General features: G+C 71.5%; 1 protein-coding gene (only partly in view). It reads right to left on the bottom strand.

Translation table 11 applies throughout. From position 1 onward, the window contains the following. Window positions 1–21,872: the 5' portion of a hypothetical protein gene (locus AC3RX0_RS00865; protein WP_498165827.1), read on the bottom strand. 10,531 nt of this gene lie to the left of the window's left edge; 21,872 of the gene's 32,403 nt are visible here — the first part of the coding sequence; its start codon is at window positions 21,870–21,872; its stop codon lies beyond the left edge, outside the window.

The raw sequence follows: 21,872 nt of genomic DNA, 5'->3' as shown, positions 1-21,872 counted from the left end.
CCGCCGTCGACCGAGACCGGGGCGTTCACGTTGTATTGCACCTGGTCGTCTCCGGCGCCGGCGCGCACGTCGGTCTGCGCGGCGGTGCTGAAGCCGGTGGTCAGAACAGGGCTCGGCAGCACGGCGCTGACGGTGGCGCCGGTGAAGACGCCCGGGGTGAGCACGGCCTGCACGGTGAGAGTGGATGCCGAGACCTTCGTGATGACGTACGGCAGGCACGGCTGGGTCGTGGTCGCCGTGCACCCGACCCCGTTGTCGTCGGCCCCGGTGCCGACGAGGCCGATGGCCTGGCCGACCAGATAGCCGTCGGCGACGAAGCTGCCGGCCGTGCGGGTGATCGTGCTGATGCCGGCCGTGGACCCGGCGGCGACGGTGACCGTCGTGCGCGTGACCGGTCCGCCGCTGATCGACACCGTGAAGGTGCCGCCGTGCTGCAGCGGGGCGGTCGTGGTCAGGCCCTTGGCCAGAGTGATCGTGGTGGCGGTGACCGCGCTGATCACCGCGGTGTGCGCCGCGTCGTGGTCGTCGCCGGCGCCCGCGCCCTGCATCGCGAGGGTCTGGCCGACCGCGAAGCCGTCGGCCACGAAGCTGCCGCCGTCGGTGCGGGCGATCGTGCCGGCCGCGGCATCGATCGTGACCTGGCCGGTGAAGACCGGCCCCGTGATGAGGGTGCCGTTCGCGTCGGTGCGAGCGAGGGCGAACGCCTGGATGAGGAACAGGTCGTTGCCGGCATCGCCTTCCAGCCGCAGCGCAGCGTGGTTGGAGTACACGGTGAACGTGTCGTCGCCGCTGCCGCCCTGCGCGGTCAGCGGAGCGCTCGTGCCCTCGGAGAGGTAGCCGCGGGTGGTGGCGATGGTCGCGAACCGGTCGGCGGGAGACAGACCGCTGTAGGCGGCGTCGCGGCGCATGCCGAAGATCTGGCCGACCTGGAACGTGTCGTCGCCGGCCCCGCCGTCGAGGTTCGTGATCGCGGCGTTGTCATCGACGGCGAAGTGGTCGTTGCCGCCGAGGCCGAGCACCGAGAGCATGCCGTTGACGGCGTTGTCGTAAGTGATCCGCTCGGCCACGCCGGCGTAGCCGGAGGTCTGCGCGGCCACCAGCGGGTCGGTGCCCGCGATCGGCGCGGGGTGCAGCACGGCGATGTAGGCGGGGTGGTTCGTGCACGCGCTGTCGCCAGTGGTGCCGCAGTACACGTCGGGGCGTGCGGCGGACTCACCCGGCAGGTACGACGCGGCGCGCAGCAGGAAGATGTCGTCGGTCGGGTACGGCAGGTGCGTGTTCGGGTCGATGCCGTTCGCGGTGCTGTCGGCGCCGTAGGCGGTGAGCGTGTCGACGCCGTCGGCCGGCGCCCCGCTGTCGAGCACGTTGATCACATAGTGGGCGTCGCCGTGCTCACTGCCGTGCGTCCACACGACGTAGTGGTCGGTGCCGGCCTGGCCGTCCAGGCTCAGCGTGGTGCCGGTGCGCGGCATCGTCTGCAGCAGGTAGACGGTCAGCGTGTCCTCGCCGTCGCCGGCCGGGGCGAAGCCCTTGTACGCGGTGGGCTGCGCCGATCCGTAAGCGCGGGTCTGGCCGCCCAGCAGCGTCTGGTCGAACGTGATCCGGTCGTCGTCGCCGTTGCCGAACACGCGGGTGAGTCCGCCGGCTCCGGGGGTGAGCTCGCCGCGCAGCACGATCATCGTGCCCTCGTTCGCGGTGGCGTCGGCAACGCCCGGGTGCCAGTCGCCGTGGATGTCGATGTTTCCGGTGGCGGTGCCCGGCCGGTTCGGGTCGGCGGTGTTGCCGGTGCCGGGGTCGCTCGCTTCGGTCGTGGCCAGGATCTGCCCGCTCGGGTCGGTGACGACATCGTCGGCGGCCAGCAGCAGCACGTTGCCGTTGTCGGCCTCGATCAGGCCGTTCGGGACCTGCTGCGGGGCGTTCTCGCGCACGAGGGTGGAGCCGTCGTGCAGGAGCAGGATGTCGCCTCCCTCGGTCTGCGTCTCGGTCGTCGTGATGCGCGCGTCGCCGTTCGCCGCGTGCGCGAGCAGCACGTTCGCGGGGCCGGAGAGCTCGGTCAGGTGGATGCCGGTCGACGCCTGCGCGGCGATGTCGCACGTCGCGGTGACCGCGCGCTGGGCTGCCGTGGCGTGGAGCCAGTCCAGAGTGTAGGTGCTGAGGCATCCCACCCCTGCGGCGGAGTCGAGCTTCAGGTCGCCGGTGAACACGCCGGTCGGCTCGTCGGTGAAGGCGCCGATGCCGCCGCCGACGGCGAGCAGGTCGATCGAGTTGCCGATGACGTTGACGGTCGTGCCGCCGGCGGCGCCCGTGCCGCTCGGGAGCAGGTTGTGGCCGTCGAGGATCGAGCCGGCCGTCGTGGCCAGGCTGACGTCGGCGCACGTGGCGGCGCTGGTGCCGTAGCAGGTGGTGACCGTGTTGACGTTGAGGTCGCCGGGGTGCGCGTAGCCGGCCGTGCGGTCGCCGCTGGTCTCGGTGATGCGGATCACGCCGGTAGCCGACGCCGTCAGCACGCCGAACCGGTCGACCGACGAGTCGATCTCGAGGAAGTTGCCGTCCTGCCCGATCGAGCCGCCGTTCGCGGTCATCGTGATGTCGACGCCGACCACGTCGGGGCCGGCATCGCCGGTGGCGGGCGGGATGGCCGAGCCGACCGGTGCGTCGACGATCGAGCCGGGAGAGGTCAGCGTCACGTCGTCGTCGGTGGATTCGATGAGGCCCGCGCGCAGGTCGCGGTTGGGGCCGGCGGCGATGGTCTGGGTCGTCGTCGTGACGAAGTCCGTGGCGTCGGGCAGCTCGCCGGTCTGGATCACCAGGTGGATCGCGATGCTGTCGGCGGCGCTCTCGGTGAGCGTGACGTACCCGTTCGTCATCGTGTTGACGTTGCCGTTCTGGTGCACCTCGACCAGGCCGATGAGGTTGATGCGGGTGTCGGCGGGTGCGGAGTGCGCGGCGGCGACCGTGATCGATCCGTTCGGGATGGCGGAGCCGGCGTCCAGCAGGCTGAAGTCGTAGGTGCTGGCGACGGCGTGCGGCGTGTCGCCGAACGCGCCGACGTTGTACGGGCACGCGTCGGTGGTGCTGCCGGGCACCGGGCACAGGGCGTCTTCGCGGAAGAAGTTGAAGTAGGTGCGGTCAAGAGGTTCGGAGGGCACGACGACCTCGACACCGGGCAGGTTCTTGGTGCCGACTCCGTACACGGTGGCCTGCAGCAGCAGGTTGAGGTCACCGCCGGCGACGAGGTGGTCGATGGCGATCACGGGGACGGGTGCCCCGGCGATCGCGGAATCGGGGATCGTCGGGTCGCGCAGCCAGGTGCGCAGGTCGAGGTACAGGTCGGTGCCCGCGGTGGCGGTGATCTGCTCGGGGTGGCCCTGATACGAGATCAGGTCGACGCTGAGGCGGTGGCTGCCTGCCGTCGTGGCCGCACCGATCGAGGCGGTCGGGGCGTCCAGATGCAGGACGTTCGTCGTGATGAGCGTTGTGTGTCCGTTGACCATCTGGCCCCGGTCGGTGGCCGAGACGATCGCGCCGCCGAGGTTGTGCACATCTGTCTCACCGATCGGGTTGGTGATCGTGCCGGCGAGGGTGAGGGAGCCGGATCCGGCGCCCGCGAGCACCACACGAGAGGGGGTGACCAGCTGCGCGATCCGGAAGTGCACGGAAACGCTCTTCGGGTCCGGCGCCTCGACGGTGTTCAGCGTGACCATGGGTGTGCCGGTCGCGTTGATCACGTCGATGTCGCCGATCGTGATGTCGAGGTTCGACTCGTTGATGATGGTGACCGCGTCGAAGTTCTGGTGGAACGTGAACGTGCCCCAGAAATGCCCGTCGGGCGTCCCTGCGCCGCCGCGGATGTACCCCTCGGCGGAGGTCATGTAGATGTCGCCGGTGCCGTGGTTGATGATGTCTTGGACGATGATCGGGCCGGTGAGGACGTCCCCGATGTTCGGCATGATGAACGCGCCGCCCACCAGGACCTTCACGTTGACGTCTGTCAGCACCTTGCCGTCGGGGCCGATCACAAGATAGGGATCGGGCCCGGAATCCACGACGACGTCGGAGTTCCAGCCGATGCTGTTGGCAGACGACGGGCCGTCCCCGAAGTCGCTGGTGTGGTTGTACGCGCCCTCGTTCTGGCCTTCGACGTACAGGACGAGCGAGCCGTCGCCATTGGTCTTCAGCGGTGACGCCGGGGCATTTCCCGGCTCGTTGACGCCCGGCACCAGGCGGGCCCCGACGTACAGGGTCACGCCGGCGTCGCCGATGACGCTGTTGGTCAGCGCCATGCTGTCGGCATAGTCGCCGCCGGAGCTTCCGATGCAGCCGCAGTGCGAGTAGGCGTCGCTCAGGTACGACCAGTTCCCGTGCCAGGCACGCACATCGACGCCGTGGCGGCCGGTGACCAGCGTGTGTGTCGACGGGTCCCCGTCGAGAGCGGTCTGGTCACTCGAGCTGATCTGGATGCCGTGGTTCGTCTCCGTGCTGCCGAACAGCGCGTGCATGACGGCGTGCACGAACGACGTGCTGTGGCCGCCCGAGGTCGCCGTGGCCTGCACCGTGTCGCCGGCCACGTTCGCGTTGCGGCCGACCGTCGCGGTGGTGTGATCGGAGATGTCGGTGGCTCCGTTGGCCGTGAAGCCGCCGGCGAAGCCGCCGCCCTCGCTGTCGGCGTACAGGTCCGAGAAGACGGTGGTGGATGCCGCCACCTTCACATTGCGGCCGGTCGAGACCACGGCGTTCGGGGCGACGCTCGCCTGGTTCGTCACGTTCACGTCCAGCGTGGAGTCGACCACGCCGACGGCGACGAAACCGCCGGTGGTGTTCTGCGCAGACGAGGCGTCGAATGTCACCGCGTTCGAGAGGACCGACACATCGCCGGCGGCGATGATCGTCCCGCCCAGGACCGCAGTCACCGTCGTGGTGTCGTCGACCTCGGCAGAGGGCACGCCCACCGCCACGAACCCGCCGTTGCCGCCGGCCGCCGACGCCGACGACTGGCCGTCGCCGGCCGGCGGCGTGACGAGCCGCAGCGACACGTAGGATGTGCCGTCGGTCGGGACCACGGGGGCATACAGCGAGTAGTCGCCGGTCCCCGACGCGGCGATGTCCAGGCGCACGGTTCCGGTGCCGCACGAGCCCGTGCAGGCCTGCAGCGCGAGTCCGGTGGCGAACACCGTCTGGGTGCCGAACACGTGCGTCGTGTCCCACGTCAACGGCTGGCCGTTCACGCTCTGCAGTGTGAAGGTCGTCGCCGTCGGGTTCGGACCGACGACATAGGTGTATCCGTCGACGAGGTTCCCGATCGGGGCCGGTGCGATCTCGTAGGTTCCCGAGTCGCTGGCCGGCGGTGTGGTCAGTGCGATCTCTTTGCCTGCCACTGCGTCGTCATACGAGGCGGCCAACTGGATGATGTACGGGTCGACATAGATGACGTAGTAGGTGTGCCCGCTGACCAGCCCGCTGCCCAACCCGTATGCGCCGGTGGACGCCCGGTAGACGACGGCCTGGCCGGTCTGCAGGTTGTGGGCGTTCAACACCGGCAGGTTGTCGGCGTTCTGGCCCGCGTACGGGCCGACGAGGATGTTGTTCGCGCCCGGGTTCGACGCGTAGCACGCGTCCTTCGTGCACGAGGTCGACACGTTCACGGCGGCCTGAGTGAAGGTCAGGGGCCGCGGTGCCTGGTAGGTGACCCGCTCTCCAGCCGTGAACGAGTTGGCTGCGGTGATCGTGCCGTCACCCGCGACCGAACCGACGCTGAAGGTGACGCCGGCGGCCATCGCGTCGGTCTTGCTCAGGTAGAGCTGGATCGTGTAGGGGTCGATCACGCGCACGTACAGCGTCTTGCCGCTGACGTCGACGCCGTTGACGATCCCGGTGCCGGCCAGGACGACGGCGTCGCCGGTGACGAAGTTGTGGGGCGTGGCGAATCGGATCGTTGAGCGGTTCGGGTCGACCCCGGCCGAGCCGCTGAGGTCGCTCGAGTCGATCGTGGCGGTGTTGTCGAAGGCGGCGCCGAACTGCAGGTCATCGGGCCCTGCGGTCAGCACCGTGTAGATGCGCCCCGTGGTCAGGCCCGACACCGACGTGCCGATGTACAGCACGGTGTCGCCGTCGGCCAGACCGTGGCTGGGGAAGTACAGCGTGTCGGCGCTGCTGTTGACGTTGGCCAGGTTCGTCGGGATGCCGTTGATGATCTGGTAGCCCCCGGCGGCGTAGCTGTCGAGCAGCGGCGTGCTTCCCTTCGCCTGGGTCTGCGCCTGCACCGTGACCGCCCCGCCGGCGGTGATCGTGACGCCGGTGCCGGTGAATGCGCTGACGGTCGGCGCGGTCGTGACCGTCGCCCGAGCGAAGCCGACGTCCACGCCGCCGCCGCCATAGCTTCGAGAGGTCGCGTTGCCTTCGGCCCTGACGGACGTGGCAGTGACCGTGACGTCTCCGCTCACCCGGATCGGGGTCGGTGTGGCGGCACCGGCCGTGCTGCCGATCGACGCCGTCACGGTCGGCGCAACGGTGGTGTGGCTGTCGGAGCCGCGCACGTTGATCGCGCCGCCGGCGCCCACCACGGCGGATGAGGAGCCGGTGGACGTGTCCTGCGCCGTCACCGACAGTGATCCTGCAGCGGCCGCGGCCGAGCCGATCTTCACACCGTCGGCGACGCCGGCGGTCGTGCTGCCGGTGGCTGTGGCGTCGGCGCCCGGGTGGGTGACCGAGATCAGAGCGCCCGCACCGCTGGACGCGGAGGCATTAACGGTCTGACTGTGCTGCGCGTCCACACTGACCACGGTCCCGACGGCCAGCACCTGCGCTCCGGCGCCGAGGCTCGCCGAGACGGCCCCCGACACGGTGCTCGAGGCTTCCAGAACCTCCACCTCACCGATGATCGACACATTCGCGATGATCATGTCCGTGGTGGCGGCATCGGTGCCACCCGCCGCGACATCCAGCGTCGCGCCCGAGTGCATCGTGCCGGCGAAGGTCGCGGCGGCTCCCGCGGCGTCGCCCGCGGTCGCGTTCAGTGCGGACACCGAGACGGCGCCCGACCCGGCCCCGCCGACGATCGTCGCCTTCGCGCTGTTGTGGTCGGTCGCACGGACCGCAGCCCCGTGAGCTGCGAGCGTCAGATCGGCTCCGATCGCGACGGCGGCGCTCACATCCGCAGACGTCGTGATCTCGGCATCCGCGCCGCCGGCCTCGACCGCCGTGATGAGGCCGACGACGACAGGCGTCAACGTCGTGGTGGCGGTGTTCGTGCCGTCGGCGGTGACGCTCAGCCCGTTGCCGTGGATCGTGCCGGCGAAGGATGCCGTGACCCCGCCGTCGATCCGGCTGGTGGGCACTGCCACGCCGACGTCGACGAGAAGGCTGCCCGAGCCGCTGTCTGCCGCGGCGGTCGCGGTGTTCGTTCCCGTCGCGGAGATCGTGGTGTCACCGGTGACGGCCAGCTGAGCGCTGGATGCTGCGGTCGCGGTGACGGCCGCGTCGGCCGTCACCGCCGCGTAGTCGACGACGGTGTTGACGTTCGCCCCGAGGCCGATGCCGGCCGCTGTCGTCTCGCTGTGCACGTTCGACCCGCCGGTCGCGGTGACGCTCAGACTCGACGCGGTGATCACGCCGTCGGCGTGTGCGGCGACCGGTGCGCCGACCGTGGCCTCGGCGACGAACGCACCGGCGTTGATGATCCCGCCGTGGCCGCCGCTCGCCGAGGCGTTCGCACTGTTCTGCCCGATGGACAGCGAGCTGCCGACCGTCACGGCACCGGTCGCGGTGACATGGGCCACAGCACCGATCCCGGCGCTGGTAGCGGCATCCCTCGTCACCGTCGCGGTGGCCCTCGTGCCTTCTCCACCCGCCAGCGTCACGTTGACGACGACGGTGGTCGCGGAGGCGGTGCTGCCGCCGGATGCCGTCACCGAAAGGGAGCCGGTGGACACGATGCCGTCGACCTCGGCGACGACGGCGCCTTCGACGGTGGCGGTGGGCAGCATGACCGCGATGGACAGGCCGGCGAGCGCGCCGCCGTCGGACTTCGCGCTCGCCGCGTTCGTGCCGGTCGCGGCGACCGAGGTCGCGCCGCTGACGGTGGTCGAGGCGGTCGATGTGATCTGTGCGGTGACGTCGGCGCCGGAGGTGATGGTCGCCTCCGACGATGCGCCGCTGCCGGCGGCGAGACCGACGGTCACGGCGACGGCCTCAGCGGACGCGGTGTTCACGCCCGAGGCTGCGACCTGCAGCGATGCGGCACCCGTGACGGTGCCTGTCACCGAGGCGATCACCGCTCCGGAGATGCGCGCCGTCGGCAGGGTCACGCCGATGGCCAGGCCGAGCGTGCCGGAGCCGGCGTCGCTCTTGGCGTCGGCCGAGTTGGCACCCTCGGCCGATACGACGACGGCGCCCGTGGCCGCGGCGGTGCCGGTCAGTCGTGCGGTCACGTCCGCGGTGTCCGCGATGGCGGCGAGCGACCCGGTTCCGACCCCCGAGACCCACGTGCCGATGCCGACGGCGACGGTGTCGGCGCTCACGGTGTTGCTGCCGACGGCGGTGACGCTCAGGGCATCGGCGGTGGCGACGGTTCCGTCGACGGACGCGGTGACGGCGCCGGCCACCTCGGCATCCGACACCAGCACGCCGACGCTGATCTCGCCGGTCGTTCCGCCACCGGCGGTGGCGGTGGCGGTGTCGCCGACGCCCTGCACCGCTGCGTTCACGATGACCGCGCCGGTGCTCGTGAGGGATGCCGCAGACCCGACGATCGCCGAGATGACGGCATCCGCGGTCACACGAGCCTGTGCGAAGGCGCCGCTGGCGCCCACGCCGATCGACACCGCGACCACCGCCACGGTGGCGGCTGTCGAGTTCTCAGCGCGCGCGCCCAGAGTGATCGACTGCGACCCGGTGACATCACCGTCGATGCGAGCACCGGTGTGGCCCGACACCGTCGCGAATGCCAGCATCAGCGTGAGGGCCGCGACGTCTTCGCCCTGGAAGCCGCCCGAGACGCCGGTGCCGGTCGCGTTCACTGAGTTGCGGGACTCGGCGGTGACGGCGACATCGCCGGCCGCATTGATCGCCCCGGTCGTGAGCAGCGCCGCTTCGGTGGACCGGTCGTCGGAGGCCTGGGCCAGGGCGATGCCGACGCCGACCGCGGCGCCGGCGGCCACGTTCACGATCAGCGCGTCCACGTTCGTGCGCTGCCCGGTGGCTGCGATCGTGACGTCGCCGCCGATCTGCACGGTGCCGTGCGCGCCGGACTCGGCACGCGTCGTGCCGCTGTAGGTGACGACGGCGACGGCGGCGCTCAGCGCGCCCAGGCCCACGCCTCCTTGGAGCGAGACGGCGATGTCGGTGGGCGTGAACATGTCGGAGGCGACCACCGAGATGCCACCGATGGGGCCGGCGGCGCCGATCGCGACGTCGCCGATCGAGGCCAGTGTGTCACCGGTGACCTGCACGACCGCGACCGAGGCTCCCGCGGCTGCCACCTCTCCCAGGCCGACGCCCACGGCCACCCCGCCGACCGCGCGGGTGGCGGCGGTGTGGACGTCGATGAGGCCCGCGGTGGGGATCGCCGCACCGGAGTCGATGTGCGCCTTCTGCGCGCTGCCGTCGTGGACGACGACGACCTGACCGCCGATCGCGATGCCGCCGACTCCGCCGGTGAAGGCGGTGCCGAGCACCTGCTCGTCGAGTTCGGCGTGTACGGCAACGCCGCCACCGGCGCTGACGATCCCCGTGTTCGCGATGCCGGCGTCGGTGTTCTGGCCCAGCGAGACGATGCTGACACCGGCGCCCACGGCACCGATCCCGCCTGCGGCGGCGCCCGCGACCGAGAGCACGCCCAGTCCGTCGGCGGCGTGCACCAGCACGCTGCCGCCGGCGTGCACGGTGCCGTAGACCGTGGCTGATGTTCCGGTGGGCGGTGCCGGCTGCGTGAACGGCGTCGAGACGACCGCTGTGCCGGGGGCGGCGGCGCCGACGGCGTTCTGCCCCGCGGTCATGACGGTACCCAGCTGCTGCTGGTAGCCCGGACCGGCTTGCCCGGGGTTCGCGGCGTTCGCGAGGATCGAGCTCCAGCCGCCGTTCGCGCCCGACGCGACGGCGTCGCCCATGCCTGTCGACGAACCGCCGTCGCCTGCCGTGGGGTCATGGTCGCTGAGCGCCCAGTAGACGGTGTCTCCCGGGGTCGGCGTGTGGCCGAGGTTGCCGTTCACACGCGACGCGTAGGTGTGTCCGCCCGAGGTGACGACGTCGCCGACCGCGTATGTCGTGCCGGGCGTCCACTGGCCACGGTTCGTGCCCTGGTCGTTCTGCTGGTAGGTGGTGGTCGGGTTCGCCCCGACCGACCACACCGACACGGCGCCGGCGACCCCGACGACGCCGGCGCCGATGCTGATCGCGAAGGTGCGGATGTTCTTCAGCGCGAGGGCGGCGAGAGTGACGCCCTGCGACGCCCAGATGACGCTGCCGGCGCCCAGGTAGGACTGAACGGTGACGTTCGCGATGCCGATGTCGACGCCGCCCGCCGCACCGCCCAGGCCACCGGCCAGTCCCCCGGCGAACGTGACTGTGCTCATCGAGTCGGTGGCCGCCACCGACACCGACTGGTTCGGCCCCACTGTGGAGTCGATGCCCGAGGCCGCGGCGTTCACGGTGGTGCCGGCGGCGATGAACGCCTTGACGGTCACGGTGAAGACAGTGACGCCCACGCTGCCGCTGACCGCCCCGGCGCCGACGGCGAGGCCCGCGACGATCCCGAACAGCTGCTCGGTGGATGCCGCCTGCACGGCGAGCCCGTGGAACCCGGCGGTCACGGTGCCGAACGTGCCACCGCCGCCGGCCGCCGTCTGCATCGTGCCGTCGTCGATGCCTGCCAGGGCACCGCCGCCGGCACGGACGGTGACGGTGTTCGTGCCGCCGAGGTACGCCTCGGTGTCTTTGGTGACGACGGCGACGTTCACGCCGACGCCGACGCCCGCGAAGGCCCCTCCGGACACGTTGGCGACCACGAGGGTCAGCGCGGTGTCGTCGGTGGCGCCGATGAGCAGGTTGTCGCCGGCGGTCAGCGTCACGTCAGCGCCGGTCGAGGCCGTCGTCGTCATGGTGAGCACGGTGACGCCGACGTTGCCGGCGACGGCGCCGTCGCCGCCGACCGCGACGGCGGCCGTGACGTCGACGAGCTGCTCGGCGCCGGTGGCGGTCACAGCGACGTCGCCGCCGGCGCCGACGGTCGCGCCGGCGCCGATCGTGGCCGTCGTGGTGAGGGTCACGACGCCCACGACGACTCCGGCGCCGGCCGACACCGAGGCGGACAGATCACCGGCCGCGGCGACGGCGAGCTGATGGTATTCGCTACCGGCGGCGACGAGCAGGCTTCCCGTGGTGATGACCGATGCCGACGCACCGATCGTGGCGGTGGTCGTGATGTTCGAGACGACCACGGCACCCACGGGGTTCACGGCCACGCCGCCCGAGGCGGCGGCGCTCACGCCGACCGACGAGATCAGGTCGCTGTTCGCGGCGGTGACCGCCACACCGCCGAATCCGCCGCGGGTCTCGGTGGTGATGGTCTGGGGGCCGGTCGCGGTGCCGTCGGCGACGGGCAGTTGGCCGGCCGGCACGATGCTGTGCGAGCGGCCGGTGGCGCCGGCGCTGAGGGACAGCCACTGCTGTGCGATGCTCCCGGTGGCCGAGGGGTCGCAGTCGGCTGCCTTGCCGGTCGCGTGGCACTTGCTGTCGGCGAGACGGATCGTCATACCCGTGGTGCCGGTCGCGGCCGCCATGACGATGACGTAGTAGGTGTGGCCATCGGCGAGCCCGCCGACGGGAGCGCCGCCGCCGGCGCTGTAGACCACCTGGTCGCCGGTCTTCAGCGGCTTGCCGTCCGGGGTCCGCAGCAGGTACGGAAGCGTGATGCTGCCGTCGGGGTTCACGTCCGTCGCCGGGTCGAACCGGGGGACGATCGTCGTGCCCTGTGTGATGGGGGTGCTGGCCTGGCTGGTCGCGACGAACCGCTGTGCTTCGCCCATCAGGCCTGTGGTCGGGACGCCGACGGCGATCGGGGGGCCGCGCGGCGCGAGCGAGAGCTGGATCTCGGTGGGCGAGACGACGATCACGTAGTACGTGTGCCCGGGGACCAGTCCGGTCAGCGGCACGCCGCCGCCGGCGTCGTAGGCGACCTGCTGCCCGTTCGAGAAGCCGTGCGCATACCCGAGATTGAACGTGACCCCGTCGGGCTCGAGGCCCCGTGTGCCGCCGGGGCCCGACGTGCCGCGCACGCGCGGGTTGAACGCCGGGTCGATGCCGATCACCTGGGTTGCGCCGGTGGCGACGGTCGAGTGTGTGATGTTCGCCGTCTGCGCAAGCGCGGTGACATCGGCCCCCGAGCCGATCGTGGCGGTCGTCTTCTTCGTGACCACGGGCACGACGGCGCCCGCGCCGACTCCGACCGCGCCGCCGACGGCGACGTTGCCGGCCACGGTGTCGAGGTTCATCGTCTCCGTCGCCGAGACGATGACGTTGCCGCCGGCGCGCACGATCGCGTCGTCGCCGAGACTCGCAGCCGTGGTGATGTCGATGACCGGTACCGCCACGTTCGCGGCCACGCCGACGAGACCTCCGCCGGTGCCGCCGGCAGAGAGCGCGAGGATGTCTTCGCTCGAGGTGGCCGAGACGACGACATCGCCGCGCGCCTGCACGTGTGCGGACGTGCCGATCCTCGCGGTCGTCGCCTTCGTGATGGACTTCACATCGACGCCGGCGCCGACGCCGACGTAGCCGCCGATGGCGAGCATGCCTGCCGCGCCCACGATGTGGCTGGTGTCGGTGGCGGTGACCACGACGGATTGAGTGGATGTCGACGCCGCCGGGTTCACGCATCCCGCATAGCAGTTGACCAGGGTGCGGTCCCCGATCGATGCGGCCGTCGTGTCGCTGAGGACCAGGACCGTCGACGAGCCGCCGACGGCCGCGTCGCCGCCGGCGGCTCCGGCGATGGCGATCTGGGTGATCTTCTGCGCCTGCTCTGCGGCGATGAGCGTGTCACCGACCGCGCTGACGTCGTCGTCCGACGCGACTGCGGCAGTGACGGGGCTCGTGCGCACGAGCGTGGCTGCGGCAAGGCCGAAGCCGGCACTGTCGCCGTAGGCGAGTCCGCCCGCGTACAGCTGGATCTTCTGCGCCGCGGTGCCGTCCAGCGCGTCGGCGGCCCGGAAGGCGCGGTCGCCGAACGCGACGAGGTCGCCGGCCGAATAGTGGGCACCGGACTGCCAGGCGGTGACGGGCGCCCAGTGCGCGGCATCCATCGCCGGTGTGGCCGATGAACCTGCGACGGCCGTGGTCGCCCGGTAGAACGCGGTGCCGAACAGCACGACCTGACCCGCCTGGTACGAGCCGCCGGCGACCCACAGGTCGGTGCGCTGCCAGTCGGCGGTGTCCAGGACGGGGTTCGTCATCGAGTGGTCCTGTGCCGTCAGCGCGCGATAGGTGAGCCCTTCGTAGAGGGCCACGTCGCCGACGGCGTACGAGCCGCCGCGGGTCCAGTCGTCCACGGCCGCCCAGTCGCTCGGCGCATCGGCGGCCGCGACGACGTCGACGGTGGCGCGGTACAGCCGCCCGCCGTCGGTGACGAGATCGCCGGTGGCGTAGTCGGAGTCCTTCGACCAGTCGCCCGGCGTCGGCAGCGCCGCCCACTCGGTCTCGTCGGCGTCCGGCGTGAGGATCTTTCCGTCGGGGCCTCGCGCCGCGCTCAGCACCTGCACCAGCGCTGCGTACGGCGTGCCGCCGAAATCGACGACAGTGCCCGCATCGTAGTCGGCGGTGGCATCCCACGCCGGGATGATGCGCCACGTTCCCGGCTGGTCGGTCGATGTCGCGACGGTGCGCGTCGCGACGAACGCGCCGGCGTTGTCGCCCACGACGGCCCCCGCCTGGTAACCGGTGCCCGACTGCCACGTGCTCGCGGGCTGCCAGTGCGCGCTGCGGTCGGGGGCCGTGGTCAGGGCCGGGTCGTCGGCGTTCTGGTGTGCGGTGACGGTCAGGCCGGCGCCTGCGCGCACCGTGGTGCCGGTGCCCGCTCCCCCGCCGATCGAGGCAGTGACGCCCCGGCCGCCCGCCTGGTTCTGCACGATCACGATGATGGATCCGGCGCCGCCGCCTTCGCCGGCGATGCCCGCCGAGGCGGCGATCGCGAGCACGGGGTCGGTGGAGGCGGCGCTGACGGTGATGTCGCCGCCCGCCGCCGCCCGGGTCGATGCACCCAGGCTCGCCGTCACCGTGGTGTCGACGACATCGACGATGACGGCCACGCCGATGCCGGCATCCCCGGTCGACAGTCCCAGGGCACCCGCGATCTCGACCTGCTGCGTGTCGTCACGGGCGAGCACGGTGATCGTCTGCGTCGCGCCGCCGGTCATGCGCTGGTCGACCACGGCGCCGTCGCCGATGGTCGCGGTGGTCGTGCGGTTCCACACGTTGACGACGAACGAGCCGCCGACCGACGCGACACCCGAGCCCACACCACCGGCGACCGCCATGGTCGAGACGGCGGGCGAGGCCACGACGCTGCCGGGAGACGGGATCAGCACGACGCCGGGAATGCCCTCCAGGCTTGCCAGGACGTTCGAGCCCATGAGTCCGACGTCCACGCCCAGCAGCTCGATGCTCGCGCTGCTCTGGACGGTCAGTGCGTGACCTGCGTCCAGGCGGGTGCGGGATGTGGCCGACGAATCGACGGTCGCCGTGGTCGCCATCGTGAGGATGTTGACGGCGGTCGCCGCCCCGACGGCGGCGCCGCCCTGCGAGAGCGCACCGGCCACGGCGAGGTTCTGCAGCCCGAGCGGGTTGCCCGCGGTGACGACGAGATCACCGGCCGACGACAAGCCGGCACCGGCACCGATGTGGGCACTGGTCGTGTAAGAGACGACGTTCAGGCCCACGGATGCCGCGACCTGCGGGTCGGTCTTGCCGCCGGCGGCGGCGATGCCCCACGCGATGACGCTGTTCTGCCCGGGGACGCCGGTGTCAGAATCGACCGGGGTGCCGGCGGTGACGCGGATCGCGCCGGCCGTGATGGTGGCACCGGCGCCGATGTCGGCGGTGTTCGACACCGACAGTGAGGTGAACCCGACGCCGGCGCCGATGTTGGTCTTGGCGTCCTTGGGGTTCAGCGCGATGCCCATGGCCCGGGCTGCGACGCCCGTGAGCTGGGTGGCTTCCACCTCGACCGGGCCGGTGACTGTGACCGTGACACCCGGGAGGATGCGTGCTGTGTTCGTCGTCTGGATCCAGACGACGGCGATGGATGCTGCGGCTCCGACGCCTCCGCCGGACTTGCCGCTCTGTGCTGCGGCTTTCGTGCCGCCTTGCGTGGCGGTGCTGTCGGCCGACGGGGGCGAGTTCGCACCCTTGCCGCCGGCGTTCGGGTCGCTCGTGATCGTGTCGCTGACCGTCTGGTCCGCGGACTTGCCGGCACCGCCGAAGGTGGGCAGGTCGAATCCGCCGATGGCACTCGCGTTCGTGTTGGCCGAGGCATCCACCTCGGACTCCGCCGACACGGTGACGGCGGCGGCCGCGACGCCGCGGCCGAGCTGCGCCAGCGTGCTCCAGCCGGTGATGATCGGCAGCGCGACGGCGGCGCCGACGCCGATCTCTTCGGCTTCGACGTTCGCGTTGGCCTCGGTCTCGGCCGTCACCGTGTGCGTCGCGCAGATCGTCACTTCGCCGTCGAGGGTGAGCACGCCGGTGGCCGCGCCCAGCAGGGCGGTGGCCGTGTCGCCGGTGTCGACGACGAGCGCGACCGAGGGGCTGAACGCGTTGCCGCCCTTGGTTCCCGCCTCGGCGACCGTCGTGATGGTCCGCTCGGAATCGGCGGTGATCGTCACGTCGCCGCCGGCGATCAGCGGCACGCCGTCGGCGATCATCGCGATGGTCTTGGTCGGGGTGAGTACTTGGATGGCGGCCGACGCGCCCATGCCGAGGCCCGAGCCGCTCGCGTCTTCGCCGGTGATGGCAGTGGAGATGTTGCACGGCAGGCCGAACAGATTGCCGCACGTCTTGAAGCCGGCCTTCGACGATGCCTCGGCCGTGGCATCCTGCACGAACTGCGCGGTCAGGGTCACGTCACCGGCGCCGGCGTTCACCGACGCCCCGGCCGGGACCAGGGCCTCGGTGTCGGACGCGACGATGTTGATCGCCAACGCTCCGGCCACGCCGATCTTCTCGGGGTTGCTCGAGCCCGAGATGGCCGTCGCGCTCACGGTGTGCACGCGGTCCGGGGCTGCAGGCGGGGCCGACTCCGTGCCGTCGGCGGCCTCGGGCGTCTCGGCGGCGACAGGCGTCATCGTTGCGGTGACAGAGAGCCCGTCGGCCGTGATCGCGGAGGCGCCGGTGGTGGCGATGTTGGTCATCGAGACCTGGTTGACGGCGACGCCGGCGCCCACTCCTGCCGTCGAGGCCGTCACCGTGCTGCCGTTGGCCGCACTGACCGCATCGGTGTTCGCGCTGCTGGCCAGGGTCACGGCGCCGCCGTCGGCGGTGATCGTCAGCCCGTCGGCGAAGGCGGCCCGCGAGGTCGTGGTGATCATGAGGATCGTGAACGCGCCGGCGATCGACAGCGATGCGCCGCCGTCGTCGCTCGTGCCGGCGGTGGGCGTCGCCTTCTTGCCGGTGGTCGCCGTCGTGAACAGATTGCCCTGACCGAGCACGTTGTCGGCGATGCCGTTGATGCCGTCGGCCGACTGCGTGGTCGCGCCGGGGGCCGCGGCATCCGTCCCGCCCTCGTTGGCCGACGACCCGCTCGCCGTGAGCGTGACGGCTCCGCCCGCATGCACGTCGCGCGCAACGGTCGCGTGCACATCGTCGACGGCCTCGCCCAGCACCAGTGCGAGGGCGATTCCGAGCGTGTCGGGGTCGGTGTCACCGCTGGCCTCGCTGCCGGCGCTCGCCGTCTGCTCGGCGCCCAACGCGACATCGCCTGTGACGGTCAGGGCGGGGCCCGTGCCGATCTCGGCCGCAGTGGTCAGGAACACCATCGTCAGGGCGACCGACGGCGACAGGGCGACGGTACCGCCAGAGCCGCTCACGGCCAGCGTGTCGACGGCATTCTCGTCGGCGGCGGTGACGGTCAGGTCGTGTCCGCCGGTGAGCACTGCGCCGTTCTGCATGCCGGCGATCGTCGTGACCTGGCCGAGGTCGAACGCGAACGAGGCGCCGATGCCCATCTTCGGGTTCTCACCGTCGGGCACGAAGTAGTGCATATCGCCGGTGGCCTCGCTCGGGATGAACACGAGCGGGTCGCCCGGGTGACCCGGCGCTCCCGCAATTCCCTCCACCCAGGTCTCAGTCAGTTGGAAGTAGCCGGGCTGGAGCAGGATGACGTAGTACTTCTGGTTGTTCACCAGTGTCTTGGCAGTGCCGGTGGTCAGCAGGGTCGGCTCGATGCCGATCGGGTCGCCGCCGCCGGTGCGGTAGACGACCTCGTCGCCGGTGTGCAGATTGCCGTCGGCCAGCGCGTAGTCGAGGTGGATGATCGTGTACTTGCCGTCGGCGTCCTTCAGGATGTGCGCGCCGTCGTTCGGGTCGAACGCGTCGAGGAAAGGCAGCGCCGTGGCGGACTGTTCGACGTTGGAGGCGGCATCCATCGTCACGTCGCCGGTGCCGGCATCGGCCGTCGCGACGAACCCGTTCGCCGACCGCAGCTGCGCACTCGTGGTCACCGTGACCAGATCGATGCCGACCGAGCCGTCCAGGCCCAGCGTGCCGCCACCGGACGCGGCCGAGTCGCCCTCGGCGCTGAACGTGTGGGTGGTGTCGCCCCACTCGGTGCAGTTGCCGTCCTCGTCCTCTGCGGTGCACACGGGCGTGACCGTCGCGCTCAGGGTCAGTCCGTCGGCATGGATCACGGCACCCGGGGCGACGTCGGCCGTATTCACGGCGGTGACGACGTTCATGCCCAGGCCCGCACCGATCGCGGCGACCGCACCGTCGGTGGCGGTCTCGCCGTCGCCGGTGGCCGATGCGTCGGTGTTCGCCGAAGAGGCGAGCGTGACCGGTCCGCCGGTCACCGTCAGCGTCACGCCGGCCGGCAGCGTGGCATCGCTCTTCGTGTGCACGAGGTTGAACGAGATGGCCGCAGCGACGCTGAGGGGTGCACTGTCGCCCGCGGTGCCGCCGTTCGGGATGCCGGAGGAACCACTCGCCGCCCCGTTGGCGCCGGCGAGGTTGTCGGCGATGCCGAGGAAGTGGGTTCCCTCGTCGGTCACGGAGGTGAACGCCGAGGTGTTCTTGTCAGGAGCTCCGACGGTACCGGCCCACGAGTATGCGGAGGTGGCCGACGAGCCGGTGGCGCGGAAGGTCGCGGACCCCGCCGCGGTGATGTCGCGCGCCGTGGTGGCGGTGACGGTGTGGTTCGCGTCGTCGATCGCGGCGGAGACGCCGATGGCCCCGTCCGATGTGGTGTCGCCGCTGGCGCTGACGCCGACCGATGCCGTCTGCGTCGCCTCGGCGTCGAACGCACCGGTGAGCACGAGAGCGGTCCCGGCGCCCAGGCCCGCATGCGTCGTGACGTTCGAGATGGCGACCGAGGCGACCGGGGTGAGGGCGACCGTGCCGCCCGACGAGCCCGCCTTGCCCTCGACGGTCATCTCGTGGGTCGTGCCGGCGGTCAGCGTCAGATCGCGGGCTCCGATGAGCACGGCCCCGTCACCGACGGTGGCATTGCCCGCGTCGTCGACGATGTTCACCGAGATCCCGGCGCCCACGCCGATCGTGTCGGCGGGCTTGTCGAGCAGCGTCAGCAGGTGGTCGGTGCCGGAATCCGGCTCGACGCCCAGGGTGATGACCTTCAGGTCGGCCGAGGCGGGGTTCAGCGACAGGCTCGCCCACGCGAGCTTGACGCGGGTGACCTTGGCGATCGGGTCGTACACGCAGACGCCGGGCAGCGCGGAGGTGCCGACGCAGTCGAGGTAGTACGTGCCACCTGCGACCAGCCCGTCGATGTTCGTGCCGCCGCCGTTCGTGTACACGACCTTCTGCAGCGTGCTCGCTGGCAGTCCGCGCGCGTCGATCAGCGGATACGGCAGGTCGATGGTCTGGTGGTCTGGTTCGATGGCCGTCGCCGGGTCGAAGAAGAAGCCGGAGGGACGGGCGCTGGTCGTCGACTCGGTTGCGTGGTTGCTGGCGAGCACGACGTCGGCGCCGTGCACAGCGAGGTGGGCGCCTGCGGCGACGGTGGCGTTGTGCACGACCGTGAGCACGTTCACCGCGAACGAGCCCTGGAAGCTCGCGGCCGAGATGCCGGCCCCCGGCACGGGGATGATCGGATTGCTCACGGTGGCGCCGCCGCCGGAGAGCGCCCGGGTGTCGAATGTCTGTGAGGATGTCGGAGCCTTGCCCGTCGCGGGGTCCGCGGGTTGCACCGTGTCGACAGTGACCGTGCCGGTCTGCAGGTCCACCGCGCCGCCGATCGAGGCGGCGGTGGTGTCGTGGGCGATGGCGACGGCCACCGCGGCGGCGATCGCCGAGCCGGTGCGCAGCATTGCGTGGCCGTCGGCCGTGGTGGTGGCCACGGTCGGGCCGTCGGCGTGCACCCACACGCTGCCCGCCGCCGGAGTCGCCATGCCGAACGACCCGGATGCCGGCGTGATATACGCCTCGGTGTCGGTGTTCACCTTCGTGACGGCGAGGGCGGCCGCGACGTCGAGGGGGCTGAGGGCCGTGATCGTTCCGCCGACGAACTGGGCCGGGGTGATCACCGTGTGGCCGTCGGCGCCCGTGTTCTGCGTCGCGCCGCCGGGGCTTGCCGCGGCGTGGGTCGTGATCGTGTTGTCGGTGTCGGCGGTGACCGCGAGGGATGCCGCCGTGTTGCCGGAGCTGTTCGCGTCGATGTACGCCCTGGTCGTCTGGTTCAGTGTGAGGACCGCGACGCCGGCGCCGGCGCCGGCCAGCAGCGCATCCCCGGTGGCCGTGAGGTTCGACGTCGTGCGCGCCGACAGGTCGAGCGCACCGGCGACGTGGAACGAGGTCGAGCCCGACAGGTTGGTCTGCGCGTTGGACGTGACGTTCAGTTGTGCGTAGGCGGCGTCGACGGCCGGGAGGTCGGCGGTGCTGCTGATGGTCGGGGTGGCGGCGGCCGTGACCGTCGAGTCGCTCGAGACGGCGACGTCGCCGGTCGACTCGATCCTGCTGTTCGTGAGCGACACGGTCGCGTTCGAGGTCACGGTGACGACGCTGACCGGCGTGCTCAACGAGGGCGCCGCGGTGGCGGATGCCGCCAGGGTGATCACACCGCCGCGAACAGTGGCGCCGGTGATCCGGATCGTCGCCTTCGGGGCCGCCGTGATGGTGGCGACCTGTGCGGTGCCGTCGTCGGAGGCGATCGCCTCGAAATCGATGGAGCCGTCGGCGGCCCCGCCCTGCGTGTTGATCGTGACGCCGTCGACGGTGATGGTCTCGGCGTTCACCGTGAGCGAGACGCCGGGGATCACCAGGTCGGACGAGAACGACACCGAGTCGTTGCCGGCGCCGCCGTCGATCTCGACCGAGGTGACCGCCGATGAGAAGTCGAGCGTCTCGAACGTCGGCGAGCTGACGGTGATCACGCCTCCTGTCAGGCCGACCGTGATCACGTCGTCGCCGGCGGTGCCGTTCACGTGCACGACGCCGGCGTCGAGCGTGATGGGTTCCAGACCCGCGTAGGCGATCGTCGTGCCGTCGATGTGCAGGGCGCCCGAGCTGTGGTCGATGGCGGTCGAGCCCACGGTGCCCCGCCGGCCCGCCACCACGAGGGTGTCGTAGCCGCCGGCACCGCCGTCGAGCAGCCCGGTGAGCGACGCGCCGGGCTGGACCGTGAACGTGTCGCGGTTGCCCGCAGCTCCGACGAGGTGGCCGACGTGCGTGAACGCGACGGCGCCGAACGCGCCGGCGTCGGGCCCCGTCACCGACCACTGCGTGTCGGATGCCGGGCCGCCGATCGTGTTGGCGCCCGCACCGCCGTCGAAGCGGAACGCGAGCCCCGCGGGCGCGCCCGTCACATCGAACGTGACGGCGTCGTCGCCGGCGCCGCCGAGGATCACGACGCTCGTCGCGCCGCCGATCGGCGCGATCGCGGTGGCGCCGTCCGCACCGGTGAAGCGGACGGCCCCGGTCGCGGGCTCGTACGTGACGGTGCCGTGCAGCGCGGTCGCGCCGGCGGCGAGGGTCAGCGTGCCGCCGTCCGTCGCCCACGCGAGCCCTGTGGGGGCCGTGGTCGTCGGTGCGTCGCTGGTGATGGATGCCGCGTCCGCCGTGGATGCGGTGTCGGTCGTCGTCGCGGGGGTCGCGCTGTCGGTCGCGGTCGTCGTCGTGTCGCCGGTCGTGGTGACGGTGGTCGGGGTGCCGGATGTCGAGGTTCCGGCCGATGAGGTGTCGGCCGTCGTCCGGCTGCTCGCAGAGGTCGTCGAGGTGTCGGCCGTCGTCGCGTCGGCGGGGCTCGTGGTCGCGTCGGTCGGTGCCGTCGAGGCGGAGTCCGTCGGCGCGGACGACGTGGAGTCCGTCGCGGTGGTCGTCGCGTCGGTCGACGTGGTGTCCGTGGAAGACGATGTCTGGTCGGCGGTCGCCGTCGACGTCGAGCCGGAGGTCGTCGTGGAGGATGCCGAGGTCGTGGGCGCCGCCTGCGGAAGCAGCGACGCATCGACGTTCCAGCTCTGACCGGCCGCGAGCGTCGGCGCCATCAGCCCGCTGGTGTCGTGGCCGAGGCCGAGGAAGTGGCCGATCTCATGCCGGACGACCGTGAGCAGGTCCATGTGGTCCGCGCCGGTTCCCCAGCCCCAGCCGGCGGCGTCCGTGTCGATGACCACGGCATCGGATCCCTCGGAGCCGAGGTCGAGGCCGGGCAGATCGCCCAC

This window comes from Microbacterium sp. W1-4-2, assembly GCF_058349885.2.
This window is presented reverse-complemented; position numbering and strand designations above follow the sequence as displayed.